Origin of the sequence: Sulfuritortus calidifontis (assembly GCF_003967275.1) — a bacterium.
Taxonomy (GTDB): Bacteria; Pseudomonadota; Gammaproteobacteria; order Burkholderiales; family Thiobacillaceae; genus Sulfuritortus; species Sulfuritortus calidifontis.
Map to the genome: position 1 here is coordinate 2,058,863 of NZ_AP018721.1, position 26,488 is coordinate 2,085,350.

30 protein-coding genes and 1 tRNA gene are annotated in these 26,488 nt (G+C 64.3%); 6 read left to right on the forward strand and 25 right to left on the reverse strand.

The genetic code is table 11. From position 1 onward, the window contains the following. Nucleotides 1-61: 61 nt before the first annotated feature. The 4 genes from EL388_RS10510 (at nucleotide 62) to EL388_RS10525 (ending at nucleotide 1,777) form a co-directional block, all read left to right on the forward strand. Nucleotides 62-490, forward strand: coding sequence for a hypothetical protein (locus EL388_RS10510; protein ID WP_126463270.1), 429 nt, complete (start codon nucleotides 62-64; stop codon nucleotides 488-490). 194 nt (nucleotides 491-684) lie between these two features. Continuing rightward, a complete protein-coding gene (locus EL388_RS10515; protein ID WP_126464084.1) occupies nucleotides 685-972 on the forward strand; it encodes a toxin-antitoxin system TumE family protein in 288 nt (95 codons plus the stop codon). After that, on the forward strand, nucleotides 969-1,334 hold the full coding sequence (locus EL388_RS10520) for an HVO_A0114 family putative DNA-binding protein (protein WP_126463271.1): 366 nt from the start codon (nucleotides 969-971) through the stop codon (nucleotides 1,332-1,334). Before EL388_RS10515 ends, EL388_RS10520 begins: the two co-directional genes overlap by 4 nt. Before the next feature lie 86 nt (nucleotides 1,335-1,420). Beyond that, nucleotides 1,421-1,777 carry a nucleotidyltransferase family protein gene (locus EL388_RS10525; protein ID WP_126463273.1) on the forward strand — a complete coding sequence of 119 codons (357 nt, stop codon included), beginning with the start codon at nucleotides 1,421-1,423 and terminating at the stop codon, nucleotides 1,775-1,777. 44 nt (nucleotides 1,778-1,821) lie between these two features. On the opposite strand, the gene EL388_RS10530 is transcribed toward EL388_RS10525, so the two are convergent. From EL388_RS10530 to EL388_RS10650, 25 genes are all read right to left on the reverse strand, one after another. Next, on the reverse strand, nucleotides 1,822-2,076 hold the full coding sequence (locus EL388_RS10530; protein ID WP_126463275.1) for a Txe/YoeB family addiction module toxin: 255 nt from the start codon (nucleotides 2,074-2,076) through the stop codon (nucleotides 1,822-1,824). After that, entirely contained in the window at nucleotides 2,073-2,324 is a 252-nt protein-coding gene (locus tag EL388_RS10535; RefSeq protein WP_126463277.1) for a type II toxin-antitoxin system Phd/YefM family antitoxin, read from the reverse strand. The genes EL388_RS10530 and EL388_RS10535 overlap by 4 nt, the downstream gene beginning before the upstream one ends. A 103-nt stretch (nucleotides 2,325-2,427) precedes the next feature. After that, complete coding sequence (gene nuoN, locus EL388_RS10540) at nucleotides 2,428-3,867, reverse strand: NADH-quinone oxidoreductase subunit NuoN (RefSeq protein ID WP_126463279.1); 1,440 nt, start codon at nucleotides 3,865-3,867, stop codon at nucleotides 2,428-2,430. Between the two features lie 162 nt (nucleotides 3,868-4,029). After that, complete coding sequence (locus tag EL388_RS10545) at nucleotides 4,030-5,517, reverse strand: NADH-quinone oxidoreductase subunit M (RefSeq protein ID WP_197721780.1); 1,488 nt, start codon at nucleotides 5,515-5,517, stop codon at nucleotides 4,030-4,032. Between the two features lie 30 nt (nucleotides 5,518-5,547). Further along, complete coding sequence (gene nuoL / locus EL388_RS10550; RefSeq protein ID WP_126463281.1) at nucleotides 5,548-7,533, reverse strand: NADH-quinone oxidoreductase subunit L; 1,986 nt, start codon at nucleotides 7,531-7,533, stop codon at nucleotides 5,548-5,550. A gap of 135 nt (nucleotides 7,534-7,668) precedes the next feature. Next, nucleotides 7,669-7,974, reverse strand: coding sequence for an NADH-quinone oxidoreductase subunit NuoK (gene nuoK, locus EL388_RS10555; RefSeq protein WP_126463283.1), 306 nt, complete (start codon nucleotides 7,972-7,974; stop codon nucleotides 7,669-7,671). Continuing rightward, nucleotides 7,971-8,600, reverse strand: coding sequence for an NADH-quinone oxidoreductase subunit J (locus tag EL388_RS10560; protein ID WP_126463285.1), 630 nt, complete (start codon nucleotides 8,598-8,600; stop codon nucleotides 7,971-7,973). Before EL388_RS10560 ends, nuoK begins: the two co-directional genes overlap by 4 nt. A gap of 28 nt (nucleotides 8,601-8,628) precedes the next feature. Beyond that, nucleotides 8,629-9,117, reverse strand: coding sequence for an NADH-quinone oxidoreductase subunit NuoI (gene nuoI, locus EL388_RS10565; RefSeq protein WP_126464086.1), 489 nt, complete (start codon nucleotides 9,115-9,117; stop codon nucleotides 8,629-8,631). A 13-nt stretch (nucleotides 9,118-9,130) separates the two neighbouring features. Then, entirely contained in the window at nucleotides 9,131-10,153 is a 1,023-nt protein-coding gene (nuoH, locus tag EL388_RS10570; RefSeq protein ID WP_126463287.1) for an NADH-quinone oxidoreductase subunit NuoH, read from the reverse strand. Beyond that, nucleotides 10,150-12,471 (reverse strand): NADH-quinone oxidoreductase subunit NuoG, encoded by a 2,322-nt coding sequence (gene nuoG, locus EL388_RS10575; RefSeq protein WP_126463289.1) that lies wholly within the window; start codon nucleotides 12,469-12,471, stop codon nucleotides 10,150-10,152. The genes nuoH and nuoG overlap by 4 nt, the downstream gene beginning before the upstream one ends. Nucleotide 12,472: 1 nt before the next feature. Then, complete coding sequence (gene nuoF, locus EL388_RS10580) at nucleotides 12,473-13,744, reverse strand: NADH-quinone oxidoreductase subunit NuoF (protein ID WP_126463292.1); 1,272 nt, start codon at nucleotides 13,742-13,744, stop codon at nucleotides 12,473-12,475. After that, on the reverse strand, nucleotides 13,741-14,214 hold the full coding sequence (gene nuoE, locus EL388_RS10585; RefSeq protein WP_126463294.1) for an NADH-quinone oxidoreductase subunit NuoE: 474 nt from the start codon (nucleotides 14,212-14,214) through the stop codon (nucleotides 13,741-13,743). The genes nuoF and nuoE overlap by 4 nt, the downstream gene beginning before the upstream one ends. Nucleotides 14,215-14,224: 10 nt before the next feature. Then, complete coding sequence (locus EL388_RS10590; protein WP_126463296.1) at nucleotides 14,225-15,478, reverse strand: NADH-quinone oxidoreductase subunit D; 1,254 nt, start codon at nucleotides 15,476-15,478, stop codon at nucleotides 14,225-14,227. After that, nucleotides 15,479-16,078 carry an NADH-quinone oxidoreductase subunit C gene (locus EL388_RS10595; protein ID WP_126463298.1) on the reverse strand — a complete coding sequence of 200 codons (600 nt, stop codon included), beginning with the start codon at nucleotides 16,076-16,078 and terminating at the stop codon, nucleotides 15,479-15,481. 9 nt (nucleotides 16,079-16,087) lie between these two features. Then, the gene (locus tag EL388_RS10600; protein WP_126463300.1) at nucleotides 16,088-16,564 is read right to left on the reverse strand and encodes a NuoB/complex I 20 kDa subunit family protein; all 477 of its coding nucleotides are present in this window, start codon (nucleotides 16,562-16,564) and stop codon (nucleotides 16,088-16,090) included. A gap of 6 nt (nucleotides 16,565-16,570) precedes the next feature. Continuing rightward, on the reverse strand, nucleotides 16,571-16,927 hold the full coding sequence (locus tag EL388_RS10605; RefSeq protein WP_126463302.1) for an NADH-quinone oxidoreductase subunit A: 357 nt from the start codon (nucleotides 16,925-16,927) through the stop codon (nucleotides 16,571-16,573). A gap of 150 nt (nucleotides 16,928-17,077) precedes the next feature. Next, nucleotides 17,078-17,162 (reverse strand) — tRNA-Leu (locus EL388_RS10610). 47 nt (nucleotides 17,163-17,209) lie between these two features. Further along, a complete protein-coding gene (gene secG / locus EL388_RS10615; RefSeq protein WP_126463304.1) occupies nucleotides 17,210-17,542 on the reverse strand; it encodes a preprotein translocase subunit SecG in 333 nt (110 codons plus the stop codon). Nucleotides 17,543-17,550: 8 nt separating this feature from the next. Then, on the reverse strand, nucleotides 17,551-18,297 hold the full coding sequence (gene tpiA / locus EL388_RS10620) for a triose-phosphate isomerase (protein WP_126463306.1): 747 nt from the start codon (nucleotides 18,295-18,297) through the stop codon (nucleotides 17,551-17,553). A gap of 76 nt (nucleotides 18,298-18,373) precedes the next feature. Further along, nucleotides 18,374-18,616, reverse strand: a complete 243-nt coding sequence (locus tag EL388_RS10625; protein WP_126463308.1) for a hypothetical protein — start codon at nucleotides 18,614-18,616, stop codon at nucleotides 18,374-18,376. A 10-nt stretch (nucleotides 18,617-18,626) separates the two neighbouring features. Further along, the gene (locus tag EL388_RS10630) at nucleotides 18,627-20,474 is read right to left on the reverse strand and encodes a pyruvate kinase (protein WP_165919175.1); all 1,848 of its coding nucleotides are present in this window, start codon (nucleotides 20,472-20,474) and stop codon (nucleotides 18,627-18,629) included. Between the two features lie 439 nt (nucleotides 20,475-20,913). Further along, nucleotides 20,914-21,702: a phosphate ABC transporter ATP-binding protein PstB gene (gene pstB, locus EL388_RS10635; RefSeq protein WP_232019120.1), complete on the reverse strand. Its 789-nt coding sequence runs from the start codon at nucleotides 21,700-21,702 to the stop codon at nucleotides 20,914-20,916. Between the two features lie 8 nt (nucleotides 21,703-21,710). Then, nucleotides 21,711-22,646, reverse strand: coding sequence for a phosphate ABC transporter permease PstA (gene pstA, locus EL388_RS10640; RefSeq protein WP_126463314.1), 936 nt, complete (start codon nucleotides 22,644-22,646; stop codon nucleotides 21,711-21,713). Nucleotide 22,647: 1 nt separating this feature from the next. Further along, nucleotides 22,648-23,559, reverse strand: a complete 912-nt coding sequence (pstC, locus tag EL388_RS10645) for a phosphate ABC transporter permease subunit PstC (RefSeq protein WP_165919176.1) — start codon at nucleotides 23,557-23,559, stop codon at nucleotides 22,648-22,650. Nucleotides 23,560-23,660: 101 nt separating this feature from the next. Beyond that, nucleotides 23,661-24,671 (reverse strand): PstS family phosphate ABC transporter substrate-binding protein, encoded by a 1,011-nt coding sequence (locus tag EL388_RS10650; protein WP_420856646.1) that lies wholly within the window; start codon nucleotides 24,669-24,671, stop codon nucleotides 23,661-23,663. Nucleotides 24,672-24,864: 193 nt separating this feature from the next. Here EL388_RS10650 and EL388_RS10655 point away from each other — a divergent pair, with 193 nt between their 5' ends. Together EL388_RS10655 and EL388_RS10660 are read left to right on the forward strand one after the other, a co-directional pair. After that, nucleotides 24,865-25,197 carry a hypothetical protein gene (locus EL388_RS10655; RefSeq protein ID WP_126463318.1) on the forward strand — a complete coding sequence of 111 codons (333 nt, stop codon included), beginning with the start codon at nucleotides 24,865-24,867 and terminating at the stop codon, nucleotides 25,195-25,197. A 168-nt stretch (nucleotides 25,198-25,365) separates the two neighbouring features. Further along, the gene (locus EL388_RS10660; RefSeq protein WP_232019121.1) at nucleotides 25,366-26,487 is read left to right on the forward strand and encodes a glycosyltransferase family 4 protein; all 1,122 of its coding nucleotides are present in this window, start codon (nucleotides 25,366-25,368) and stop codon (nucleotides 26,485-26,487) included. Nucleotide 26,488: the final 1 nt, after the last annotated feature.

The following is a 26,488-nucleotide window of genomic DNA, read 5'->3' on the forward strand; positions in this document are numbered from 1 at the left end:
GAACGACGATACCGAAAATCGGTGTTTCCCCTACGATATGAATATTGAATCGAGCTGCCGAATGACCCTGGAAGACCTGGAAAAACTCGCCGACCAACTCGACCGCCTGCCCGGCGGCAGCCAGGCAGCTATCCCCGATTTCTTCGCCAATTTTCTGGAAGGCGGCCTGGCCCCAATCACCTCGGACTGGGATGTCGAGAACTGGCCATGCAAGGAAGGCGGCATTCTGGTCCTGCGCCTGGACCCGGCCTATCACACCGCCCGCCTGTTCCAGGTGCGCGGCGAGGACGACGAAATCCAGATCGCCGCCCTGCCCATCCAGCTCATGGACGTCGCCCGCGCACACGGCGCTTCGCCCATCGTGCTCGCCCTGCTCGCCATCGCCGCCGGCAACGTCGACGACGGCCGCCGGCTGAAAGCGGGCCTGCCCAGGATCGACGGCGCGGCCAAGGATCTGATGCTGATGACGGTGTGCCGACTGTGCGGCTGATACGCGCCACATACTGGTCGGGCCATTGCAGCGCTTATCAAGAATTCCTTAACTAGCAGCAACCTTTACCGGCGGCAATCCAATCACTCAACGCAATAGCGTTCTACCAATGACCTAGGCACAGCTGAACAGCCGGCCAAACCAATCTGTTGATATTATTGACAACACGATTTTGTGTTGATAACTTGATCAACATGAAGGCCCGGCTGATCTACCGCTTTGAGCAGGATTACGACGATGGCGCGATGGTCCGCATGGTGATCTGGGATGTATCGGCCCCGGTACCGCCATCCGAGCATCGCTTCAAATACCGCCTCGTCTACATCGCCCACGGCAAACGGGTTATCGGTTTCGACAACGAGCGCGGCAAAGGCGACCACCGGCACGACGGCAACAAGGAATCGCCCTATGCATTTGCCGACGTGCCGACGCTGATCCGGGATTTCATCCAGGCCGTGAAGTCGCACAGGAGGAAAGCATGAGGACACTGACCATCCACATCGAGCCGGATACCGAGGCCGCGCTCGAACACGCCGGCCGCCAATTCGCCGATGCCTGGCAATCCGGCGAATACGCTGGCGAGCACCTCAGCTTCGAATCGCCGGCCGCCCTGTTCCGTCTGCTTACCCCCGCCCGCTGGGGCGTGCTGGAGACCCTGCAACAGGCCGGGCACTGCGGCTTGAGAGAACTCGCCCGCCTGCTGGAACGCGATGCCAGCGCGGTGCATCGGGATATCGCCGCGCTAATCGAACGGGGGATCGTCGAGAAAGACGAAGAGGGCAAGCTGTTCGTGCCGTTCGGGCGAATTCACGCCGAAATCGACCTGATGCCCAAGGCGGCGTAAGCATCCCACAAAGACGCCATATCGTGGCCAGATGAAAAGGTGTTCGTGCAAGACCCGACTCCGATGATTACACTGAGACACAATCGATGAAACTCACGAAATCGAAGATTGACCGTGCTGGACAAGCCTTAGCAAAGGGGCGATGCAACTCAGAAGAAAAGCCGGTCGAACTGGAGGCCGTCTTCGATCAAGACCGGAAAGCTCACCTTCAACCGCTTACTGAGTGCACGCTTGAACTTCAGCACTGGCTCACTGACTATGGCACAAAGTACTACATCGCCCAACGGCTAAAGCGTAAGCTGCGGACACTGCGGAAGCTGAACCGCCTGAGTGTTCGCTTAACACAGTTTCAAGACATTGACGGCTGCCGAATAATCGTCAGCGACAACCGCGCCGTTGATCGACTCTGGAAATTTCTGGAAGAGAAGATGACTCCTGCTTAGGGGCATAGCGCGCAGCCGCGTTGCCCGAGTGAGGCATTGCCGAATCAGTAGTGAAACCGAAGCTGCACGATCTCCAGCGCATCGTCCACCGCGCGATACACCATGCGATGCTCGTCGGTAATCCGCCGCGACCAGAAGCCGGACAGCGCATGTTTCAAGGGCTCCGGCTTGCCCACGCCGGCGAAGGGCTCGCGCTGCGTCTCCTGGATCAGCTTGTTGATTCGCTCCAGCAGGCGTTTGTCCTGTATTTGCCAATAGAGATAGTCTTCCCACGCCTCGTCGGCGAAGACCAGTTTCATTCGGCTAGTTTCCGCTCGGCGCCTTTGCCGGCTTTGAGTTGCGCCACTGCCGAGAGCAGCCGCTTGGCGTTGGCCGGCGTGCGCAGCAGATAGGCGGTTTCTTCTAGCGCCTTGTAGTCTTCGAGCGAGAGCATGACCACCGACTGTTGGCCGTTGCGGGTGATGATCAAGGCCTCGTGGTCGTTGCAAACCCGGTCCATTGCGCTGGCGAGGTTTGCTCTAACGGTGGTGTAGGTGATGGCGTCCATGGCGAGCTCCTGATATGTACTGGTTACTGTACATCATGGGCGCGGGACTGTCCAGCGCGATCCCGGATTTCGGCCCATGGCCTACACCCGGGCTACTTATGGCTTACTGAATCGATACCTGAATGGCATAGGCACACAGCGCCAGCAGCGGCTGCGGCATCAGGCCCAGCACCAGCACGCCCAGGCCGTTGGCCGAGAGCAGCGCGCGCACGTCGGCCTCGCCCGAGGGCGCCAGGTCGGTGGCGTGCGGGGCGTCGAAGTACATCACCTTGACCACCCGCAGGTAATAGAAGGCGCCGATCAGGGAGAAGATCACGGCGATGACGGCCAGCCACAGCCAGCCGGCGCCGACCAGGGCCTGGAGCACAGTGAGCTTGGCGTAGAAGCCGACGAAGGGCGGCAGGCCGGCGAGCGAGAGCATGACCATGGCCATGACCGCGGCCAGCCAGGGGTGGCGGGCGTTGAGGCCCTTGAAGTCATCGAGGTTCTCCGCCTCGAAGCCGGCGCGCGAGAGGTAGACCACCATGCCGAAGGCGCCCAGGCTCATCAGGGCGTAGGTGATCACGTAGAACATGGCGGCGCTGTAGCCGGCGTAGCTGTCGGCCAGCACGCCCAAGAGCAGGAAGCCCATGTGGGCGATGGTCGAGTAGGCCAGCATGCGCTTGATGTTGGTCTGCATGATGGCCGCCAGGTTGCCGATCATGAGCGAGAGCACGGCCATGATCGCCAGCATCTGCTGCCAGTCGCCCACGGCCGGGTGCAGGCCGTCGACCAAGAGGCGCATGACGATGGCGAAGGCGGCCAGCTTGGGCGCCGAGCCGATGAACAGGGTCACCGCGCTGGGGGCGCCGTGGTAGATGTCGGGCACCCACATGTGGAAGGGGGCGACGCCGAGCTTGAAGGCCAGGCCGGCGACGACGAAGACCAGGCCGAAGGCGAGCAGCGTGGGGTTGCCCACTTCCACCGCCTCGACCACGCGGGCCAGCTCGAGCGAGCCGGTCATGCCGTAGAGGATGGACATGCCGTAGAGCAGGAAGCCCGAGGCGACGGCGCCGAGCACGAAGTACTTCATCGAGGCCTCGCTCGCCACCGCCGAGTCGCGCTGCAGGGCGACCATGGTGTAGAGCGAGAGCGACAGCAGCTCCAGGCCCAGGTAGAGGGTGAGGAAGTGGCTGGCCGAGATCATGACCATCATGCCGAGCACGGCGAACAGCACCAGGGCGAAGTATTCGCCGCGGAACATGCCGCGGTCGGTGAGGTAGCTGCGGGAATAGGCCACAGCGATGACGGCGGCGGCATAGGCGACCAGCTTGAGCACGTCGCCCATCAGGTCGTCGACGAACATGCCGTTGAAGGCGTAGACCTTGCCGGCCTCGGCGTAGAGCACGGTGATGGCGCCGGCGCCGACCAGGGTGAGCTGGGTCAGGCTGTAGGACCAGCTCGGCTTCTTGCTGAAGGCCTCGACCAGCAGGACCACGCAGGCGAGGGCGAGCACGAAGATCTCGGGCAGGGCGGGAATCAGGTTGAGCGTCGGGGAATTCATGTTCACTTGTCCTTGCGGAGAGTGAGTGAAGGAATCGTGGCGAGCGCGACGGCTGCGAGGCGCCCCGCAGCGAGCCCTGAGACAGTACAAGCCAGTACGGCGAAGGGCGAGCGAGGATGCAACGAAGCAGACGGTGCGCGCAGTAGATTCATTCACTCACTCTCAGGGCAGCTTGCTGTGAGCCACATGCTCCAGCAGATTGTTCACGGAGGCGTGCATCACCTCGGTCACCGGCAGCGGGTAGAGGCCCATGGCCAGCACGCAGATCGCCAGCAGCGCCAGCACCAGAAATTCGCGACTGTTGATGTCTTCCATGGCGGCCACCTTGTCGTTGGCCACCGGGCCGAACACCACCCGCTTGTACATCCACAGGGTGTAGGCGGCGCCGAAGATCAGGGTGAGCGCGGCGGCGAAGGCATACCAGAAGTTCACCTGGACGCTGCCCAGGATGACCATGAATTCGCCGACGAAGCCGGAGGTGGCCGGCAGGCCGGCGTTGGCCATGGCGAACAGCATGAAGAAGCCGGCGAACTTGGGCATGGAGTTGACCACGCCGCCGTAGTCGGCGATCTGGCGCGAGTGCAGGCGGTCGTACATGACGCCGATGCAGAGGAACAGCGCGCCGGAGACGAAGCCGTGCGAGATCATCTGGACCAGGCCGCCTTCCACGCCGAGCGGCTGGAAGATGAAGAAGCCCAAGGTGACGAAGCCCATGTGGGCGATGGAGGAATAGGCGATCAGCTTCTTCATGTCGGACTGGACCAGGGCGACCAGGCCGATGTAGACCACGGCCACCAGGGACAGCGCGATCATGATGCCGGACAACTGATGCGAGGCATCGGGCACGATGGGCAGCACGAAGCGGAGGAAGCCGTAGGCGCCCACCTTCAGGGTGATCGCCGCCAGCACCACCGAGCCGCCGGTCGGCGCCTCGACGTGGGCGTCCGGCAGCCAGGTGTGCACCGGCCACATCGGCACCTTCACCGCGAAGGCGAAGAAGAAGGCGACGAAGAGCAGGATCTGCGCGGTCAGGCCGATGGGCAGCTTGTGCCAGGCCAGGATCTCGAAGCTGCCGCCGCTCTGGAAGAAGAGGTAGATCACGGCCACCAGCATCAGGAGCGAACCGAGCAGGGTGTAGAGGAAGAACTTGATCGCCGCGTAGACCCGGTTCGGCCCGCCCCAGACGCCGATGATGAGATACAGCGGGATCAGCATGGCCTCGAAGAAGACGTAGAACAGCACGCCGTCGAGGGCTGCGAAGACGCCGTTGATCAGGCCGGACTGGATGAGGAAGGCGGCCATGTACTGGCCGACCTTGGTCTGGATCACCTGCCAGCCGGCCAGCACCACCAAGAGGGTGGTGAAGCTGTTGAGCAGGATGAAGGGCATGGAGATGCCGTCGACGCCCAGGTGGTAGTGCACGTTGATCAGCGGGATCCAGGCGGCGATCTCCTCGAACTGCATGGCCGCGGTGGCGGCATCGAAGCCGGTCCAGAGCGGGATGGCGACCAGGAAGCCGAGCAAGGCGCCGATCAGGGCGATGGCGCGCTGGCCGTCGGCGCTGCGGTCGCCGCCGGTGACCAGGATGAGCAGCCCCGCCACGATGGGCACCCAGATGGTGAGGCTAAGAATTCCGATCTGTTCGATCATGTGCGTTCCCGAGCGGTCTGTTTTCTCTAGTTAAGGCTGCACGAACCAGGTCACCAGAAGCACCGTGCCGATGATCATGGCGAAGGCGTAGTGGTAGATGAAGCCGGATTGCAGGTGGCGGACCAGGGCGGCGATGTTGCCGACCAGGCGGGCCGAGCCGTTGACCAGCCAGCCATCGATGGCGGTGACGTCGCCCCAGCGCCAGAGCCGGCCGCCCAGCTTGCGGGCGCCGCCGGCGAAGAACCAGTCGTTGAATTCATCGAAGCCATATTTGTGCTCGAGGATGGTGTAGAGGATGCCGGCCTTGCGCCGCACCTTCTCGGGCAGGTCGCGCCGCACCATGTAGAAGACATAGGCGGTGGCGATGCCGGCCAGGGCCAGCCAGAACGGCAGGGCCATGACGCCGTGCTGGATGAAGGCGAGCACGCCATGCCAGTTCGCGGCCAGGTGGCCGAGCACGTCGTGCGCGGAGGCGACCACGATGCTGCCGCCGAACCAGCCGTTGACCAGCAGCGGCTCGATGTAGGCCCAGCCGGCATAGACCGAGGGAATGGCGAGCAGGATCAGCGGCACGGTGACCACCCAGGGCGATTCCCGAGGTTCAATAGAATGGGGCCCGACGGCGTGGTGATGCTCGTCGTGATGCCGCTGGCGGAAGCGTTCCGGACCGTGGAAGGTGAGGAACAGCAGGCGGAAGGAATAGAAGGCGGTGACGAAGACGCCGGCGAGCACCGCGAAGTAGGCGAAGCCGGAGCCGGCCAGGTGCGAGGCGCCGACCGCCTCGATGATCGCGTCCTTGGAGAAGAAGCCGGCGAAGGGCGGAATGCCGGCCAGGGCGAGCGAGCCGATCAGCGCGGTCCAGTAGGTGATGGGCATGTACTTCTTCAGGCCGCCCATGTGGCGCATGTCCTGCTCGTGGTGCATGGCGATGATGACCGAGCCGGCGCCGAGGAAGAGCAGGGCCTTGAAGAAGGCGTGGGTCATCAGGTGGAAGATCGCCGCGCCGTAGGCCGAAGCGCCCAGGGCCACGGTCATGTAACCAAGCTGAGACAGGGTGGAATAGGCGACCACGCGCTTGATGTCGTTCTGCACCACGCCGAGGAAGGCCATGAACAACGCGGTGATGGCGCCGATGACCATGACCACCGACAGCGCGGTCTCGGACAATTCGAACAGCGGCGACATCCGGGCGACCATGAAGATGCCGGCGGTGACCATGGTCGCGGCGTGGATCAGCGCCGAAATCGGGGTCGGGCCCTCCATCGAGTCGGGCAGCCAGACGTGCAGCGGGAACTGCGCGCTCTTGCCCATGGCGCCGATGAACAGCAGGATGCAGATCACCGTCAGCAGCGACCAGGCCTCGCCCGGGATCAGCGAGATGGTGTGGCTGGCGAATTGCGGCGCCGCCTGGAACACCTGGGCGTAGTCGAGGCTGCCAAACCAAGCCAGCACCAGGCCGATGCCGAGCAGGAAGCCGAAGTCGCCGACGCGGTTGACCAGGAAGGCCTTGAGGTTGGCATAGATCGCCGTCTCCCGCGTGTACCAGAAGCCGATCAGGAGATAGGAGACCAGGCCCACCGCCTCCCAGCCGAAGAAGAGCTGGAGGAAGTTGTTCGACATCACCAGCATCAGCATGGAGAAGGTGAACAGGCTGATGTAGCTGAAGAAACGCTGATAGCCCGGGTCTTCGGCCATGTAGCCGATGGTGTAGATGTGGACCATGAGCGAGACGAAGCTGACCACCAGCATCATCAGCGCCGACAGCCGGTCGATCAAAAAGCCGATCTCGAAGCGGACGTCGCCGGAGATCAGCCAGGTGTAGACCGGGCCGTTGTAGGTGTTGCCGGCGAGCACGTCCTGGAAGATGACCAGCGAGGCGAGGAAGGCGATGAGCACCGAGGCGATGGTGACGCTGTGGGCGCCGCGGCGGCCGATGGCCCGGCCGAACAGGCCGGCGACGACCGCGCCGGCCAGGGGGGCCAGGGGCACGATCAAATAAAGTGTTTTCATATCCATAAATCAGCCCCAATCCAAAGCCCGTGGCCTTCCCTCATCCCCGGCCCTTCTCCCGGCGGGAGAAGGGGGTATAGCCCCTCCCCCTCCGGGGGAGGGGTTGGGGTGAGGGTATCGCATGCAAACGCCATGGCGCATTTAACCTTTCAGGCGGTCCAAGTCTTTCACGTTGATGGTGCGCAGGTTGCGGAACAGCACCACCAGGATGGCGAGGCCGATGGCCGACTCCGCCGCCGCCACGGTGAGGATGAAGAAGACGAAGATCTGGCCGGCGGTGTCGCCCAGGTAGTGGGAGAAGGCGATGAAGTTCATGTTCACCGCCAGCAGCATCAGCTCGATCGCCATCAGCAGCACGATCAGGTTCTTGCGGTTGAGGAAGATGCCGAGCACGCTGATGGCGAACAGCATCGCCCCCAGGGTGAGGTAATGGGACAGGCCGATCATGCTTCTTCCTCCTCGGCCGCCTTGGGCGCGGCGGGTTTTTGCGGGGCCATGGAGACCAGGCGCAGGCGGTCGTTGCGCTTGACCTTGACCTGCTCGGCCGGGTCCACCCACTTGCGGCCGGGCCGGCGGCGCAGGGTGAGGCCGATGGCGGCGACCATGGCGACCAGCAGGATCACCGCGGCCAGCTCGAAGGGATAGACGTAGTCGGTGTAGAGCTGCAGGCCGAGTTCGCGGGTGTTGCTGTAGTCGGCCGGCTTGGGCGTGGGGCTGCCGATCAGGCCGAAGCGGTTGCCGCCGAGCACGGTGGCCATCTCCAGCACCATGAGGGTGGCGACCAGGGCGGCCAGCGGCAGGTTGTCCCAGAAGCCTTTGCGCATCTCCTCGATGTTGATGTCGAGCATCATCACCACGAAGAGGAACAGCACCATGACCGCGCCGATGTAGACCAGCACCAGGGTGATGGCGAGGAACTCGGCCTCGAGCAGCATCCAGAGGCAGCCGGCGGTGAAGAAGGCCAGCACCAGGGCGAGCGCGGCGTGCACCGGGTTTTTCGCGGTGATCACGCGCAGGCCCGCCAGCAGCATGATGGCGGAGAAGATATAAAAGACCAGGCTGGTGAATTCCATTGCGTATTCCGTCAGCGGTTTGCTTGCATCATCGATAGGGCGCGTCGGCCGCCTTGTCCTGGGCGATCTGCGCCTCGTGCTTGTCGCCCACCGCGAGCAGCATCTCCTTGGTGTAGTAGAGATCGCCCCGCTTCTCGCCGTGGTACTCGTAGATGCGGGTCTCGACGATGGCGTCGACCGGGCAGGCCTCTTCGCAGAAGCCGCAGAAGATGCACTTGGTCAGGTCGATGTCGTAGCGGGTGGTGCGGCGGGTGCCGTCGGCGCGCTGCTCCGATTCGATCTGGATGGCCAGGGCCGGGCAGACCGCCTCGCACAGCTTGCAGGCGATGCAGCGCTCCTCGCCGTTGGGGTAGCGGCGCTGGGCGTGCAGGCCGCGGAAGCGCGGCGATTGCGGCGCCCGCTCCTCGGGATACTGCACGGTGATCTTGCGGGCAAAGAAATAGCGCCCGGTCATGCTCATGCCCTTGACCAGCTCGGCGAGCAGGAAGGTGTCGAAGAAGCGTTTGATTCGGCTGATCATCGTCGCCCCCTCAATGGAAGAGATAGGCCCAGGGAGTCTGCATCGCCGCGGCCAGCACCAGCAGCCAGACCAGGGTGACCGGGATGAACACCTTCCAGCCCAGGCGCATGATCTGGTCGTAGCGGTAGCGCGGGAAGGTCGCCCGGAACCAGAGGAACAGGAACAGCACGAAGCTGATCTTGGCCGCCAGCCAGAAGAAGCCGTCGGGCAGGCCGGGGATGGGCGACAGCCAGCCGCCGAGGAACATGGTGCTGGTCAGGGTGGCGACCAGGATCATGTTGGCGTATTCGGCCAGGAAGAAGATGGCGAAGGCCATGCCCGAGTAGTCGACGTGGAAGCCGGCGACGATCTCTGATTCGCCTTCGGCCACGTCGAACGGCGCGCGGTTGAGTTCGGCCACGCCGGAGATCAGGTAGACGATGAACATCGGGAACAGCGGCAGCCAGTACCACTGCCAGAAGCCGCCGGCCTGGGCCTGGACGATGTCGGTCAGGTTCAGGCTGCGGGCGCTCATCAGCACGGCGACCAGGGCGAAGCCCATGGCGATCTCGTAGGACACGATCTGGGCGGCCGAACGCATGCTGCCGAGGAATGCGTACTTGGAGTTGGAGGCCCAGCCGGCCAGCACCACGCCGTAGACGCCCATGGAGGTGATGGCCATGACCAGCAGCAGGCCGGCGTCGACGTCGGCCAGGACCAGGGTGTCGGTGAAGGGGATCACCGCCCAGGCGGCCAGGGCCGGCGCCATGGCCAGCACGGGGGCGAGGATGAATAGCCCCTTGCTCGCCCCGGTCGGGATGATGATCTCCTTGAACATCAGCTTGAGGCCGTCGGCGATGGGCTGCAGCAGGCCCCAGGGACCGACCCGGTTGCAGCCCAGGCGCACCTGCATGTAGCCGATGATGCGGCGCTCGGCATAGGTGAGATAGGCCACGCCGATCATCAGCGGGGCGACGATGGCGATGATCTTGACCAGGGTCCAGACCGGCAGCCAGGCCGGGCCCAGGAGATTGGCGAAATAGTCCAGGCTCATGCCGCCTCCACACTGATGGCGCCGAAGCGGCCGGCCAGGCCGGCCGTCAGCGGATGTCCGGCCGCCACGCGCAGCACGTCGTCGGCGAGCCGGTCGTCGCGGCGCAGCCGCAGCACGGCCTCGCCGCCGCCCTGCTTGATCCGGACGTGCTCACCGTCGGTCAGGCCGAGCCGGCCGATCAGGCCGCCGCTGGCCCAGACGCAGGCGGCGTCGTGGGCGTCCTGGGTCTGTTGCAGGGCATGGGCCCGGCGCACGATGGGATCGAGCTGATAGATCGGCAACTCGCCCAGGCGCTCGATGCCGGCGGCAGCGGGCTGCAACTGGATGGCGACGCCGGCGATGCCGTTGTCGAGTTTCGCGGCGATGCCGGCCTCGCCCTTGGGCAGGGCCTCGGCCCGCACCTCTTCGGCGCTGTTCTGCTCGAAGCCGGCCAGGTTGAACAGGTTGCCCAGCACGCGCAGCACCTTCCAGGCCGGCCGCGCCTCGCCCTGCGGCTTGACCGCGGCATTGAAGCTCTGCAACCGGCCTTCCATGTTGACGAAGCTGCCCGCCGTCTCGCTGAACGGCGCGATCGGCAGCACGACGTCGGCATAGTCCATGACCCTGCCCTTGAAGGCGGTCAGGGCGACGACGAATTCGGCCGACTGCAGGGCCTTGAGCAGGGCGGCGCCGTCATGGGCGTCCAGTTCCGGCTCGATGCCGAGCAGCAGATAGCCCTTGGCGTCCAGCGCGACACGGCCGGACTGGGCACCGACCAGCTGGGCGCCGACGCTGTTGGCGGCCGGCGCGAGAAAACCGAGCTTGGCACCGCAGGCCGCGGCAATCGCAGCGGCGAGCTGGTGCAATTGGGCGGCGGCCGGATGGTTCTGGGCCACGGCGCCAAGCAGCACCGCCTTGCGCTCGCCCGCCTTCAGGCTAGCGGCGACGGCACGGGCGGCGTCGGAGACCGCGACGCTGTTGAGCTGGCCGGCGACCTCGGCCGGCAGGCTGGCACCGGCCTCCTGCAGGGCCTTGGCGATCTGGGCCAGGGCGTCGAGCCAGGCCGAGGGCTTGGCGATCAGCTTGTTGGCGATGCGGCAGTGCAGGTCATCGTCGGCGGCGTGGACGACGTTGAGCTGGGCGCCCGCCTTCACCGCCTGGCGCAGGCGATGGGCGATCAGCGGCTGTTCCTTGCGCAGGGTGGCGCCGATCAGCAGCACGCTTTGCAACTGATTGAGTTCGGCGACGGGCATGCCCAGCCAGGTGGCGCCGCGGCGCTTGGCGTCGCCGGAGAAATCGGCCTGGCCCAGGCGGTGCTCGATCTGCTCGCTGCCCAGGGCGCGCATCAGCTTTTGCAGGAGATGCAGCTCTTCCACGGTCTGGTGCGGCGAGGCCAGCGCGGCCAGGGCGTTGCCGCCGTGGGTGTCGCGCAGCACGCGCAGGGCGCCGGCCGCCTGGTGCAGGGCCTTCTGCCAGTCGACCTCGATCCACTTGTCGCCATCGCGCACCATGGGCCGGGTCAGCCGGTCGTCGGAGTTGAGCGCCTCGTAGGAATAACGGTCGCGGTCGGCGAGCCAGCATTCGTTGATCGCCTCGTTGTCCTGCGGCACGGCGCGATAGACCTGATTGTCCTTGGTGTGCAGCAGCAGGTTGGCGCCCAGACCATCGTGCGGACTGACGCTCTTGCGGCGCGACAGCTCCCAGGTTCGGGCCCGGTAGCGGAAGGGCTTGGAGGTGAGCGCGCCGACCGGACACAGATCGATCACGTTGCCGGACAGCTCGGAATGCATCTGCTGCTCGAGGAAGGGCATCACCTCGGTGTGCTCGCCCCGATGCGCCATGCCCAGCTCCATGCGCCCCGCGATCTCCTGGGTGAAGCGCACGCAACGGCTGCAGTGGATGCAGCGGGTCATGTCGGTGGCCACCAGCGGGCCGAGGTCCTTTTCCTTGACCACGCGCTTGGGCTCGGCATAGCGCGAGGCGCTGGCGCCGTAGCCGACTGCCAGGTCCTGCAACTGGCACTCGCCGCCCTGGTCGCAGATCGGGCAGTCGAGCGGGTGGTTGATCAGGAGCAGCTCCATCACGCCCTTCTGCGCCGCCACCGCCTTGGCGGAATGGGTGCGCACCTTCATGCCTTCGGTCACCGGGGTGGCACAGGCGGGCAGCGGCTTGGGCGCCTTCTCCACCTCGACCAGGCACATGCGGCAGTTGGCCGCGATGCTCAGCTTCTTGTGGTAGCAGAAATGGGGAATGAAGATGCCGGCCTGGTTGGCCGCATCCATCAGCGTCGCCCCCGGGGCGACCTCGATCGTTTTGCCGTCGATCTCTATGTGCGGCATTTCAGGCCCCTACTAAGCACTTCTTGTGCTCGATGTGGTACTCGAATTCCCTGCGGAAATGCTTGATGAAGCTCTGCACCGGCCCCACCGCGGCATCGCCCAGGGCGCAGATGGTACGGCCGGCGATGTTGTCGCCCACGCTCATCAGCAGGTCGAGGTCTTCCGGCCGGCCCGCGCCGTGCTCGATGCGATGAACCACGCGGTACATCCAGCCGGTGCCCTCGCGGCAGGGCGTGCACTGGCCGCAGGATTCCTCGAAGTAGAAATAGGACAACCGCTCCAGGGCCTTGACCATGCAGACGCTGTCGTCCATCACGATCACCGCGCCGGAACCGAGCATGGAGCCGGCCTTGGCGATACTGTCGAAGTCCATGGTCAGGTCCATCATGATCTCGCCCGGCAGCACGGGGGCGGAGGAGCCACCGGGGATGACCGCCTTCAACTTGTGCCCGCTGCGCACGCCGCCGGCCATCTCCAGCAGTTCGGCGAAGGGCGTGCCCAGGCCGACTTCGTAGTTGCCGGGCTTGTTGACGTGGCCGGACACGGAAAAGATCTTGGTGCCGCCGTTGTTGGGCTTGCCCAACTCGAGGAAGGCCTGGCCGCCGTGGCGGACGATCCAGGGGATCGAGGCCAGGGTCTCGGTGTTGTTGATCGTGGTCGGCTTGCCGTAGAGGCCGAAGCTGGCAGGGAACGGCGGCTTGAACCGGGGCTGGCCCTTCTTGCCCTCGAGCGATTCCAGCAGCGCGGTCTCCTCGCCGCAGATGTAGGCGCCGTAGCCCTGATGGGCGTGAATGTCGAAGTCCCAGCCGGAGCCAAGGATGTTCTTGCCGAGCAGGCCGGCCTCGCGCGCCTCGGCCAGGGCGCGCTCGAAGCTCTGGTAGGTCTCGAAGATCTCGCCGTGGATGTAGTTGTAACCGGCGCGCGCGCCCAGGGTGTAGCCGGCGATGATCATGCCCTCGATCAGCTGGTGCGGATTGAAGCGCAGGATGTCGCGGTCCTTGAAGGTGCCCGGCTCGCCTTCGTCCGAGTTGCAGACGATGTACTTGTCACCCGGGAACTGGCGCGGCATGAAGCTCCACTTCAGCCCGGTCGGAAAGCCGGCACCGCCGCGGCCGCGCAGGCCGCTGATCTTGACCTGCTCGATGATCTGCTCGGCCGGGGTCTTCTCGGCCAGGATCTTCTTCAGCGCCTCGTAGCCGCCATGGGCGAGATAGGTCTTGAGCGAAGCGGGCTCGGGGTGGTCCAGGGTCCAGAGGCAAACCTTGGTGCTCATTTCAGTTCATCCAATAGTTTGTCCACCGACTCCGGCGTCAGATGGGTGTGCATCTTGTGGTTGTTGTGCAGGCAGAGCGGGCCGTCGCCGCAGGCGCCCATGCACTCGCCCTCGACCAGGGTGTAGCGGCCGTCTGCGGTGGTCTCGCCGAAACCGATGCCGAGCTTGGCCTGGACATGCTCGGCGAGCTTGTCGGCGCCCTGCAGCCGGCAAGGCAGGTTGGTGCACACGGTCACCTTGTGTCGGCCGACCGGCTTGAGGTCGTACATGTTGTAGAAGGTGGCGACTTCGTAGACCGCGATCGCCGGCATGCCGAGATAGTCGGCGACGTATTCGATGGTTTCGGTCGACAGCCAGCCCTTCTCGGTCTGGGCGATGCGCAGGGCCGCCATCACCGCCGACTGTTTCTGCTCGGCCGGGTATTTGGCGATCTCGGTGTCGATCTGGGCGAGGGCGTCTTGAGAGAGCATAGGGAATCCGTTAGCGGTCGATTTCGCCGAAGACGACGTCGAGGGTGCCCATCACGGCGACCACGTCGGCCAGCATGTGGCCGCGCACCAACTCGTCCATGGCCGACAGATGGGCGAAGCCGGGGGCGCGAATCTTCATGCGATAAGGTTTGTTGGCGCCGTCGGACACCATGTAGATGCCGAACTCGCCCTTCGGGTGCTCGACCGCGGCGTAGGCCTCGCCTTCCGGTACGTGCATGCCTTCGGTGAAGAGCTTGAAGTGGTGGATGAGCTCCTCCATGTTGCTCTTCATCTCTTCCCGCGAGGGCGGCGCGATCTTGTGGTTGTCGACGATGACCGGCCCGGGATTCTGTTTGAGCCAGTTCACGCACTGCTTGATGATGCGGTTGCTCTGGCGCATCTCCTCGATGCGCACCAGATAGCGGTCGTAGCAATCGCCATTGCGGCCGATGGGAATGTCGAATTCGACCTGGTCGTAGACCTCGTAGGGCTGGTGCTTGCGCAGGTCCCAGGCGACGCCCGAGCCGCGCAGCATGGGGCCGGTGAAGCCCAGGGCCTTGGCCCGCTCGGGGCTGACCACGGCAATGTCCACCAGGCGCTGCTTCCAGATGCGGTTGTCGGTGAGCAGGGTTTCGTACTCGTCGACATAGGTCGGGAAGCGGTTGGCAAAGTCCTCGATGAAGTCGAGCACCGAGCCCTGGCGCGCCTCGTTCAGGCGCCTGACGTCGGCCTCGCTCTTGAATTTGTTCGGCCGGTATTGCGGCATGCTGTCCGGCAGGTCGCGGTAGACGCCGCCGGGCCGGTAGTAGGCGGCATGCAGGCGGGCGCCGGTCACCGCCTCGTAGACGTCCATCAGATCCTCGCGCTCGCGGAAGGCATAGAGGAAGACGGTCATGGCGCCGACGTCGAGGGCATGGGCGCCGAGCCAGAGCAGGTGGTTGAGAATCCGGGTGATCTCGTCGAACATCACCCGGATGTATTGGGCGCGCAGCGGCGGCGTGATGCCGAGCAGCTTCTCGGTCGCCATGACATAGGCGTGCTCGTTGCACATCATGGAGACGTAGTCGAGGCGATCCATGTAGGGCATCGCCTGGAGGAAGGTCTTGTGCTCGGCCAGCTTCTCGGTGGCACGATGCAAGAGGCCGATATGCGGGTCGGCCCGTTCGACCACCTCGCCGTCCAGCTCCAGCACCATGCGCAGCACGCCGTGGGCCGCGGGATGCTGAGGACCGAAGTTGAGCGTGTAATTGCGAATCTCAGCCACTTATTCCACCTCGCCGTAATTCTCGACCCGCACGATGCGCGGGGTCACCTCGCGCGGCTCGATGCTCACCGGCTGGTAGACCACCCGCTTGAGTTCGGGGTCGTAACGCATCTCGACCTGGCCGGAGAGCGGGAAGTCCTTGCGGAAGGGATGGCCGATGAAGCCGTAGTCGGTCAGGATCCGCCGCAGGTCGGGGTGACCCTCGAACACGATGCCGTAGAGGTCGAAGGCCTCGCGCTCGAACCAGTTCACCACCGGCCAGACCTCGACCAGCGAGGCCAGCATCGGCAACTCGTCGTTCTCGCAACGGGCGCGGATGCGGACACGATGGTTCTTGGTCACCGACAGCAGGTGGGCGACCACGGCATAGCGCGGCCCCTCGTAGGCGCCGTCCTTGTAGGCCGAATAATCGAGGCCGCACAGGTCGATCAGGGTATCGAAGGCCAGGCCGGGTTCGTCGCGCAAGCGCTCTGCAACCTCGCGCCAATCCTGGGGACGGATTTCCAGGGTCACCTCGCCCCGCGCGACGCCGCCGCCAGCGATCTGTTCGCCGAGCACGTCCTGAATGCGCGCAAAGAGGGCCTCAGCAGTCAAGGGCACGTCGGTCTCCTAGCGGGCGATGGTGTTGGTGCGCCGGATCTTCTTCTGCAACTGCACCAGGCCATAGAGCAGCGCCTCGGCGGTCGGCGGACAGCCGGGCACATAGATGTCTACAGGCACGATGCGATCGCAACCGCGCACCACGGAATAGGAATAATGGTAGTAGCCGCCGCCGTTGGCACAGGAGCCCATGGACACCACCCAGCGCGGCTCGGCCATCTGGTCGTAGACCTTGCGCAAGGCGGGGGCCATCTTGTTGGTCAGGGTGCCGGCCACGATCATCAGGTCGCTTTGGCGCGGACTGGGCCGGAAGACGATGCCGAAGCGGTCGAGGTCGTAACGGGAGGCGCCGGCGTGCATCATTTCCACGGCACAGCAGGCCAGGCCGAAGGTCATCGGCCAGAGCGAACCGGTGCGGGTGTAGTTGATGACCGTGTCGAGCGTGGTAGTAACGAAACCCTTCTCGAGGACACCTTCAATGCTCATGTGCGTTTACTCCCAATCGAGGGCGCCCTTCATCCACTCGTAGGCGAAGCCGACGACGAGGATGCCGAGGAAGATGATCATGGCGACGAAGCCGAAGGTGCCGACCTCGTCCAGCACGATCGCCCAGGGAAACAGGAAGGCGATTTCCAGATCAAACAGGATGAAGAGGATGGCCACGAGGTAATAGCGCACGTCGAACTTCATGCGCGCATCTTCAAAGGCCTCGAAACCGCATTCGTAAGGGGAGAGTTTTTCGCTGTCGGGACGGCTGGGTGCCAGAATCCAGCCCGCTAACATCGGTATCACCCCGATCGCCAAACCGACCAAGATGAACAGCAAAACTGGAAAATAGTTTTCTAGCATTATTGTCCCAATCGCGCTTCCAGTGCGCGTCTCTTGGGAAGAAGTGTATGCGCCGAACCCTTGCAGGTCAAGGAACGTGGCCCTGCGAAAACCCGCTGATATCAATCAGATATAAGCAAAATCGGAAGTTGGTATAAAGATATTAAATGATGGTGCCGACGGCGAGACTCGAACTCGCACGCGTTTCCGCACTGCCCCCTCAAGACAGCGTGTCTACCAATTCCACCACGTCGGCAAATTGACAGAACAACCCAGCGCGCGCACTCGGTTGTTCGAAAAAACTTACTTCGGTATTGCGTTCGCCTTCGACGGCTCAGCCTCGGGCTGCGCCGGCAATTGCGGTTGGGTCTGAACCGGCACCACAGGCGCCACTTCAGGCTTGGCCTTGCTGGCCGAGAAATAGGCCAGACCCAGGCTGGTCAGGAAAAAGACCGTCGCCAGCACGGCGGTCATCCGGCTCAGGAAGTTGGCCGAACCGGTCGCGCCGAACAGGCTGCCGGAGGCACCACTGCCGAAGGCCGCGCCCATATCCGCGCCCTTGCCATGCTGGAGCAGGACCAAGCCCACTACCGCCACGGCGGCCAGGATATGCAACACCCAAACCAAGAATTCCATGTCTTACCTCAAGCTGCTCGGCAGATCGCCAAAAACTCGTCCGCCACCAGGGAAGCGCCGCCGATCAAACCACCATCGATATCCGGCTGCGCCAAAAGTTCCGCGGCATTGTTGGCCTTCATGCTGCCGCCATACTGAATGATCAAGCCTTGGGCCACGGCCGGGTCGAGCGCCGCGATCTTGCCGCGGATGAAGGCGTGCACCTCCTGCGCCTGCTGCGGCGTCGCGGTCTTGCCGGTGCCGATCGCCCAGACCGGCTCGTAGGCCACCACCGCATCGGCCAGGGCGCCGACACCCGACCTGCCGATCACGGCGTCCAGCTGGCGGGCCACCACCTTCTCGGTCACGCCGCCCTCGCGCTCGTCCAGGGTCTCGCCCACGCACAGGATGGGGATCAGCCCGGCCGCCTGGGCCGCCTCGAACTTGGCCGCCACGATCTCGTCGGTTTCGCCGTAGAGCGAGCGCCGCTCGGAGTGGCCGACGATGACGTACTTGCAACCGAAGTCGCGCAGCATGGCGGCGGAGACCTCGCCGGTGAAGGCGCCCTTGCCGTGCTGGCTCAGGTTCTGGGCGCCCCAGGCGATGGGGCTGCCGCTGAGCTTGGCCTGCACCTGGGCCAGGAAGGGATACGGCACGCAAACCGCGACATCGGTCTTGGCGCTGGCGATGCCAGCCAGAACACCGGCCAGCAAGGCCTCGTTCTCGGCCAGGCTGCCATGCATCTTCCAGTTACCGGCGACGAGTTTGCGACGCATAACCCCTCCAAATAAAGGGCGCAATCTTATGCCTTCCTCGCGCCCCGGTCAATTCTGGGGGATGGGCCGTGCCGGCCTAGGTCTCTTCCTGGGACAGGTATTTCTGCAGCCGGCGGGCCATGACATGCTGGTCGAAGCGCCACTCCTCGAGCAGGGCCATGGCCAGGTCGAAGGGCTTGGATTTCATGCCGTACAGGCGGGTGAGGTCGAATGGCTCGCCGGACTCCAGGGCCTGGCAGATGTCGCGCAAGGTCTGGGCGTCCGCCGAATCCTCGTTGTTCCGGATGTATTTCGCAATCGATTTGACCGCATTTGCCATCGCTTCATCCTCACCAGTGCAACGCCCGCAGCCGGGCGGTCTTCTTCCGTTGATGGCCACGCATGCGCCGGACGATGTCGTCCAGCATGGCCATGGCATCGAGCACGAACGGACCCTTGTTCAGCATAACGCACTCGGCCCGTTCCGACATCGCCGCATCGGTCATCTCCGCCCGCGACGGCAGGTGCGTCTTGATCAGCCCCTCCAGCACCTGGGTCGCCCAGACCACGGGCACCCGGGCCGCCTCGGCCAGCCAGAGGATTTCCTCCTGGATCTCGGCCATTCGCTCCCAGCCGACCTCCATCGCCAGGTCGCCGCGCGCGATCATCAGGCCGAATGGCGCCGCGCCGGCGCCGTGGACGATGATCTCGGGCAGGTTGGCCACCGCCTTGCGGGTCTCGATCTTGGCCACGCGTCCCATGCCGGCCGCGCCGCGTGCAGTCAGCTCGGCCGCCAACAGGTCCATGTCGGCGGCACTCTGAACGAAGGAATAGCCAACCAGGTCGGCCTGGCGTGCGACGAAGTCGAGATCGCGCAGGTCCTTGTCCATCAGCGGCGACAGCCCCAGATCGCTGTCCGGGAAGTTGAGGCCCTTGGCCGAGCGGATTTTGTCACCTTTTGATGACGCTCGTGTTACACGCAGCCAGGCGCCGGCGCCATCCAGGCGCTCGATGCGGGCGGCGATCCGGCCATCGTCGATGAACACCCGCTCGCCCGGCCGCAAATAGTCCAGTACCTCGGGCTGGGCGCAAGGGATATGGCCGGCATAGGGTTCCGCCCCCCAGGCGGGAAAGGCCTGCAGGCCGGGGGCCTGCACGCGCGCCAGCAGGAACAGATCGCCGACATGAACGGTCAGGCTGCCGGGCCGCGAGGCCAGCGGGCCGACGATTGCGGCATGGCGCTGCTTGGATTTGCCATGCCCAACCACATGATGAAGCTCGACCCCGGCCGCCAGCCAGACCGTGTCCGCCGCGCCGGCCATCACCCTGGCCTCGCCCGCCCGCTCGACGACATGCAGCGCCCGCTTGCGGCCGCGAACATCCACCAGTTCGATGGCATCGCCGCTCTTCAGTCGCTGCAGCCAATCCGCAGGCACCGGCAAACAGGGGTAGCGATCGGGCAGCGCCTGGGCGGCATCCCCTGCAGTGCCGGCGTCGAGCATGACGTAGGCCGGCATGACCAAATCGCCGGCGGCATCGCGCTTCGGCTTGAGATGCACCACAGCGGGCTGCATGGCCATCTCCCCGGTGCGCAGCTTCGGCCCGGCCAGATCCATCAGTATCCGGCACGGCTGGCCGACCGCCGTGGCAGCAGCGCGCACGCGACCGACCATTTTCGTCCAGGCCGCCTCGTCGTCATGAGCGCAGTTGATGCGGGCGATGCTCATGCCGCACTTGATCAAATCACGCACCAGATGCCGATCGCTCGCCGCCTCGGTCGGCAGGGTGACCATGATCCTGCCGCGATGGTGGCGCGGCACCGGCCCCAACAGCTCGCGGGCACGCAGCTGAAGCCGCCGGTTGCCCTGCCGGATGCGCCCGGCCAGCTTCTCCAATTCCGCCAGCTGCGGCGGTCCGCCAAGCAGGGCATCGAGATTGATCAGCACCGCATCCAGGGTCGCCAGGACATGCGCCTCGCAGCGACCGAGCGAAGACAGGCCGAGTTCGGCCAGACGATCCTGCAATTCGCGCAGATCCTGCCGGCGAAAGCTGATGTAGGCGGCGAGATTGGCCGCATCGGCGACGAATGGGGCACGCTTGAGGCAAGGTCGCCAGCCGCGCAGCAATTCAGATTGGCCGGCCCGCACGCTGTCCCGCAACCCCCGCACGCTGGCACACAGATCGCTCAAACCCGCCATGAACGGCATTCCCCTTCGGCAAATGAATCGGTTCGACCCAGTACTCAGGATAGGTCAAGCCAGGGTCGCGGGCAGGGGTGGCCGGCGGGGCTCAAACCCAGCCCAGCCACATCCCCTCCCCCACTTGTGGGGGAGGCCGGGAGGGCTCAAACCCGGCACAGCCGCGTCCCCTCCCCCACTTGTGGGGGAGGCCGGGAGGGCTCAAACCCGGCACAGCCGCGTCCCCTCCCCCACTTGTGGGGGAGGCCGGGAGGGGGAATGGGAATCCCGGTGCACCTGGCTTGTTTTGAGCACCAACCCGACTGACGCCAAGTTGGCACCGCCACTACATCACGGGCCGCTTAACCCAGACTGTAAGGATGTAGTGGCTGCCGCCGCCGGCTGGGCCGGCTTAACTTGGCTGCGCCAAGTTAGCGTCCGCCGTTACATCACGGGCCGCTTAACCGAAGCGGCCCGTGATGTAGTCTTCCGTTTGCTTGACTTTGGGTTTGACGAAGAGCTCGTCGGTCTTGCCAAACTCGATCAATTCACCCATGTACATAAAGGCCGTGTAGTCCGACACCCGGGCCGCCTGCTGCATGTTGTGGGTGACGATCAAAATGGTGACCTGATTCTTCAATTCCGCCACCAATTCCTCGATGCTGGCGGTGGCGATCGGGTCCAGGGCCGAGGTCGGCTCGTCGAACAGGATGATCTCGGGGTCGGCGGCCAGGGCGCGCGCGATGCACAGGCGCTGCTGCTGGCCACCGGAAAGGTTGAAGGCGAGATCGTTCAGGCGATCCTTGGCCTCGTTCCACAACGCGGCACCCCGCAAGGCCCGCTCGACCTTCTCATCCAGCACGCTTTTGCGCTTCTCGCCACGCACGCGCAAGCCATAGGCGACGTTTTCGTAGATCGACTTGGGAAAGGGATTGGGTTTCTGGAACACCATGGAAACCCGCATGCGCACCTCGATCGGATCGACCCCGTGCGAAATCATGTTCACGTTGTCCGGATAGAGCTGGATCTCCCCTTCATAGCGGTTGCCCGGATACAGGTCGTGCATCCGGTTGAAGCTGCGCAGCAGGGTCGATTTGCCGCAACCGGAAGGCCCGATCAGGGCGGTCACCTTGTTCTCGCCCACCGGCAGATTGATGTTCTTCAGGGCATGGTAGGTCCCGTAGAAAAAATTGAAATTCCTGGCCTCGGCCTTGAGGGCACCGACTTCGGGGTGCACGTTATCGGTCATGATGGAACTCACCATTTGATGTGTTTACGGATGCGGTAGCGCAGCCAGATCGCCAGGCCGTTCATAGCCAGGGTGGCCACGATGATGACGATGCCGGTGGCCGCCGCATTCTCCAAAAAAGCGGCCTGGGGCCGGGATACCCAGTTGAACATCTGGATCGGCAGCACGGTGAAAGGCGAGAACAGCCAGTCGAACAGCCCCGCGGCCTGGTCCGTAGCCGGATCGATGGCGCCCGGCAAGGGCGGCAGGAAAGCGATGAAGGTCAGCGCCCCGATGGTGATGATGGGCGCCGTCTCCCCGATGGCGCGCGCCATGCCGATGATGACGCCGGTGAGGATGCCGCCCATGGAATACGGGATCAGGTGCTCGCTTACCATCTGCCAACGGGTGGCTCCCAGGGCATAGGCCGCCTCCCGGATGGCAATCGGAATGGAACGCAAGGACTCCCGGGTAGCGACGATGATCACCGGCAGGATGAGCAGCGCCAGGGTCAATCCGGCCGAAAGGATGCTCTGGCCGAAATCCAATATGTAGACGAACAACCCCAGGGCGAGCAGACCATAAACGATGGAAGGCACGCCGGCCAGGTTGGTGACATTGATCTCGATCAGATCGGTGACCCAGTTGCGCGGCGCGTATTCCTCCAGATAGACGGCGGCGGCCACGCCCATGGGCACGGCCGCGAGCACGGTTACCAGCATGACCAGAGCGGTGCCAACCCAGGCGGACAGGATGCCCGCCTCTGCCGCCCGGCGGGAAGGAAAATTGGTGAAGAACTCCGGCGTAAGGCGCCCATAGCCGTCCATGATGAGGTCGATGAACAGCGCCAGCAGGGTGATGACCCCCACCAGGGTCGCCAGAAGACCGATGATGCCGAACAGGATGTCGTAGCGCTTGTGCTGGGCGATCATCGCCCGCAGGGCCTGAATTTCGGTTGCTTGCATGTCAGTACGCCTCGCGGAATTTGCGCCGCAGCATATGGCCCAGGATATTGAACACCAGGGTCATCAAGACCAGCACCAGGCCGGCGGCGAAGATGCTCTGGTAGGCGATGCTGCCGTGGGGCAGGTCGCCCATGGCCACCTGCACGATGTAGGCGGTGATGGTGGCAGCCGGCTCGCGCGGATCCCAGGTGAAATTGGGCTGCTGGCCGGCGGCCACGGCCACCACCATGGTCTCGCCCACGGCGCGCGAGATGCCCAGGATGAAAGCCGCCAGCACACCCGAGATGGCAGCCGGAAACACCACGTTGACTGCGGTCTGAAACCGGGTCGCACCCATGGCGTAAGAGCCTTCCCTCAAGCTCATGGGCACGGCGCGCATGGCGTCCTCGGAGACCGAGGAGACATAGGGAATGATCATGATGCCGATGACGATGCCGGGCCCCAGCATGTTGAAACCCGGCAGATCGGGCATGAAGGTCTGCAGCAGCGGCGTCACCAGAAGCAGGGCGAAATAGCCATACACCACGGTGGGCACGCCTTCGAGCATTTCCAGGAAGGGCTTCACGGTTTCACGCACCCTGTGCGAGGCGAATTCGGACAGATAAATGGCGACGATGACGCCGGTCGGGACGGCCACCGCCAACGCCACGCCGGTGGTCACCAGGGTGCCTGACAACAACGGCAGAATGCCGTACTGGGGGTTCTCGAACATCGGTGTCCATTGGGTGTTGGTGAGGAATTCCACAATGGAGACATGCTCGAAGAAACCGGACGCTTCGTAGAGCAGAATGATGACGATCGCTGCGGTGGTGGCCACGGCCGAAAAGGCCGCCAGAAACAGCACCGACTCGATGGCATTTTCCTTGGCGCGGCGCAGTCTCTTTTCCGATAACCGGTGGGCCGGGATGTTCATAGCAGGACTCTGATGGCTGGGGCCTGAATTATCCATGATCGTCGCATGGGAGACAAAAAAAGGGAGGGTGGCGTCTGCCACCCCCCCAGGTCAAAGGCTGTTTAGTGCTTGCCTTCGCGCTGCAGCAGCTCTTCCACGCTCACGCCCACCTCGGCCTCGCCGCCGAAGGCGGTACCGGTCTTGCGCCGCTTGAAGTTGTCGAGCGCCATGGTGTAGGCCTTGGCCGGCAGGTCGACATAACCCACCTCCTTGGACAGTTTGGCGCCATGCTTCATGTAATACTCGACGAAGGCAGCCACCTCCGGATTGTCGGCCGACTTACGGTTGATGTAGATGAAGATGGGACGGGAGAGCGGCTGATAAGTGCCCTTGTTCACCGTCTCCAGGGAAGGCAGCACGGTAGGCGACTTGTCATCCACCTTGATGCCAACGGCCTTCACTTTGTCCTTGTTCTCGACGTAATAAGCCAGGCCCAGATAGCCAATGGCATTGGGGTCGCGCGAGACGAACTGGATGGTGACGTTGTCGTCCTCGGTCGCCATGTAGTCGCCGCGGCTGGACTTGGCCTTGCCGACGACGGCCTCGGTGAAATAGTCGAAGGTACCGGAGTCGGCACCGGCGCCGGCCAGCTTCAGCGGGGCATTCGGGAAGCCGGCGCGGATCTGGTTCCAGTTGTTGACCTTGCCCTGGGCGGAGGGCTCGTACATCTTCTTGAGCTCGGCCACGGTCAGCTCACCCGCCCAAGTGTTCTTGGGGTTGATGATCACGGTCAGGGCGTCGAAGGCCACTGGTAGCTCGATGTACTCGATGCCGGCCTTCTTGCAGTCTTCCATCTCCTTCTTCAGGATCGGGCGCGAGGCGTCGGAGATGTCGGTCTCGCCGCGGCAGAACTTCTTGAAGCCGCCGCCGGTGCCGGAGATGCCGACCGTGACCTTGGTCTTGCTCTTGACGGACTTCTGGAATTCTTCGGCCACCGCCTCGGTGATCGGAAACACCGTGGAGGAACCGTCCACCTTGACCAGGCCGGCATGCGCCACCGGGGCCAGCAGAGCGCCCGCCAGAACGCCCGCCATGACGGTCATTTTGAAGCGCGGGGAATTATGTTTGTACATGTCGTGACTCCGTGAGTGATGGAACAGGGATGAAACGCCTGGCATGGTAGGCGCCGAATGTTACATTTATATGACAAAAACCGAGGCAAATCATTGATTTTATTTGTCATATATCTTTCATCCCTTTGTCATACAGGGTGCCTAAGCTCTGGCCGCTGATTTTTCAGTCCACTCAACCCATAGGAGCCCTGACATGAGCACCCTGAAAATCCTCGCCACGGCTGTTGCCACGACCCTTCTCATCGCCGGTTGCGCCACCTCCGGCGGCAAGTCCGCGGCCGAGGCCACGCCCGGCAAGTTCGTCACCTATAGCTGCGAAGGCAACAAATCCTTCTCCGTACGCTTCGACGCCGAGAACGGCACCGCCCGCATCCGTACCCATGACGGTTCGGCCGAGCTGAGCAAAGGTGCGCGTGGTCTCTATCGCGACGACGCCGGCGAGTGGATCCTGACCCTGGCCGACGGCAAGGGCACCGAGCTGGTCCACAAGAGCAAAGCGGTATACAAGAGCTGCAGCGCCCAGTAAGCACAGCCCTTGCCCGCGCCAAGGCCGCTCGCTGCGGCCTTTTTTGTTGATCCTGCGCCGTCATACCGGCGTCATGGTTTGCTGTCACCCTGATGCACCATGCACGCCTGCGAACTTCCGCCCGCCGACTCCCCTCCGATTGCGTCACCGGCCCTGCGCATCGCCTTGGTGACCGAAACCTATCCGCCGGAAATCAACGGGGTCGCCATGACCCTGGGCCAGATCGTGGCCGCCCTGCAGGCCCGGGGTCATGCGGTTCAGCTGGTGCGGCCGCGCCAGGCGTCCGATCCGGCCGCCCCGCCGGTCAATGGTGTCGAGCAGACCCTGGTGACGGGCCTGCCCATTCCGGGCTATGCCGACCTCAGGCTGGGGCTGCCGGCCAAGCGGCGCCTGCTGCGCCTCTGGTCGTGCAAGCGGCCGGACCTGGTGCACATCGCCACCGAAGGTCCCCTGGGCTGGTCCGCCCTGAGCGCCGCCAGACAGCTGGCGATCCCGGTGGTGGCCGGATTTCACACCAACTTCCACCGCTACAGTCGGCATTACGGCCTGGGCTGGTTGCAACCGGCCATCCATGGCTATCTGCGCCACTTCCACAACCGCGCCCAGTTGACCCTGGTGCCGACCGAGACCCTGCGCCAGGAGCTGGCGGCCGTTCGTTATCGCAACCTGGCAGTGATGGCGCGCGGGGTCGACACCGGGCTGTTCCGGCCCGAGCGACGGCAGACGGCCCTGCGCCAGGCCTGGGGCGCCGGGGAAAACGACTTGGTGGTGGCCTATGTCGGGCGCCTGGCCCCGGAAAAAAATCTTCCCCTGCTGCTGCGCGCCTTCGCCGCCATGCGCCAGGTCCGGCCCGATGCCAGGCTGGTGCTGGTGGGTGACGGCCCGTCCCGTGCCGCGCTGGCAGCGAAACATCCCGAGCTCATCTTTTGCGGGGCGCGCACCGGCGAGGATCTGGCCGCCCATTACGCCTCGGCCGACTGCTTCCTCCTGCCCAGCCTGACCGAGACTTTCGGCAACGTGCTCTTGGAGGCCATGGCCAGCGGCCTGGCCGTGCTCGGCTTCGACTATGCGGCGGCGGCCGAACACATCGTGCCGGGAGGCAACGGCCTGACCGTGCCGTATGGCGATGAGGTCGCCTTCATCGAACAGGCCACGCGCCTGGCCCAGCAGCCGCAAACCCTGCGCGCGTTGGGTCAGGCGGCACGCGCCACCGCCCTTGGCCTTTCCTGGGACAGCGTGTTCAATCGCTTGGAAGGCTATTACCGTCAGCTCGTCGTGAAACCGGCCTGAG

Coding starts and splice junctions, on each gene's coding strand:
- EL388_RS10530 (WP_126463275.1), bottom strand. CDS start 2,076: ATGAAACTGGTCTTCGCCGACGAGGCGTGGGAAGACTATCTCTATTGG.
- nuoN (WP_126463279.1), bottom strand. CDS start 3,867: ATGAATTCCCCGACGCTCAACCTGATTCCCGCCCTGCCCGAGATCTTC.
- EL388_RS10525 (WP_126463273.1), top strand. CDS start 1,421: ATGAAACTCACGAAATCGAAGATTGACCGTGCTGGACAAGCCTTAGCA.
- EL388_RS10655 (WP_126463318.1), top strand. CDS start 24,865: ATGAGCACCCTGAAAATCCTCGCCACGGCTGTTGCCACGACCCTTCTC.
- nuoF (WP_126463292.1), bottom strand. CDS start 13,744: ATGAGCACCAAGGTTTGCCTCTGGACCCTGGACCACCCCGAGCCCGCT.
- nuoK (WP_126463283.1), bottom strand. CDS start 7,974: ATGATCGGCCTGTCCCATTACCTCACCCTGGGGGCGATGCTGTTCGCC.
- EL388_RS10625 (WP_126463308.1), bottom strand. CDS start 18,616: ATGGCAAATGCGGTCAAATCGATTGCGAAATACATCCGGAACAACGAG.
- EL388_RS10560 (WP_126463285.1), bottom strand. CDS start 8,600: ATGGAATTCACCAGCCTGGTCTTTTATATCTTCTCCGCCATCATGCTG.
- EL388_RS10600 (WP_126463300.1), bottom strand. CDS start 16,564: ATGAGCATTGAAGGTGTCCTCGAGAAGGGTTTCGTTACTACCACGCTC.
- EL388_RS10510 (WP_126463270.1), top strand. CDS start 62: ATGACCCTGGAAGACCTGGAAAAACTCGCCGACCAACTCGACCGCCTG.
- EL388_RS10535 (WP_126463277.1), bottom strand. CDS start 2,324: ATGGACGCCATCACCTACACCACCGTTAGAGCAAACCTCGCCAGCGCA.
- nuoL (WP_126463281.1), bottom strand. CDS start 7,533: ATGGATATGAAAACACTTTATTTGATCGTGCCCCTGGCCCCCCTGGCC.
- EL388_RS10520 (WP_126463271.1), top strand. CDS start 969: ATGAGGACACTGACCATCCACATCGAGCCGGATACCGAGGCCGCGCTC.
- pstC (WP_165919176.1), bottom strand. CDS start 23,559: ATGAACATCCCGGCCCACCGGTTATCGGAAAAGAGACTGCGCCGCGCC.
- nuoG (WP_126463289.1), bottom strand. CDS start 12,471: ATGCCGCACATAGAGATCGACGGCAAAACGATCGAGGTCGCCCCGGGG.
- EL388_RS10650 (WP_420856646.1), bottom strand. CDS start 24,671: ATGTACAAACATAATTCCCCGCGCTTCAAAATGACCGTCATGGCGGGC.
- EL388_RS10515 (WP_126464084.1), top strand. CDS start 685: ATGAAGGCCCGGCTGATCTACCGCTTTGAGCAGGATTACGACGATGGC.
- EL388_RS10605 (WP_126463302.1), bottom strand. CDS start 16,927: ATGCTAGAAAACTATTTTCCAGTTTTGCTGTTCATCTTGGTCGGTTTG.
- tpiA (WP_126463306.1), bottom strand. CDS start 18,297: ATGCGTCGCAAACTCGTCGCCGGTAACTGGAAGATGCATGGCAGCCTG.
- nuoH (WP_126463287.1), bottom strand. CDS start 10,153: ATGAGCCTGGACTATTTCGCCAATCTCCTGGGCCCGGCCTGGCTGCCG.
- EL388_RS10630 (WP_165919175.1), bottom strand. CDS start 20,474: ATGGCGGGTTTGAGCGATCTGTGTGCCAGCGTGCGGGGGTTGCGGGAC.
- nuoE (WP_126463294.1), bottom strand. CDS start 14,214: ATGCTCTCTCAAGACGCCCTCGCCCAGATCGACACCGAGATCGCCAAA.
- secG (WP_126463304.1), bottom strand. CDS start 17,542: ATGGAATTCTTGGTTTGGGTGTTGCATATCCTGGCCGCCGTGGCGGTA.
- EL388_RS10545 (WP_197721780.1), bottom strand. CDS start 5,517: ATGATCGAACAGATCGGAATTCTTAGCCTCACCATCTGGGTGCCCATC.
- pstA (WP_126463314.1), bottom strand. CDS start 22,646: ATGCAAGCAACCGAAATTCAGGCCCTGCGGGCGATGATCGCCCAGCAC.
- pstB (WP_232019120.1), bottom strand. CDS start 21,702: ATGACCGATAACGTGCACCCCGAAGTCGGTGCCCTCAAGGCCGAGGCC.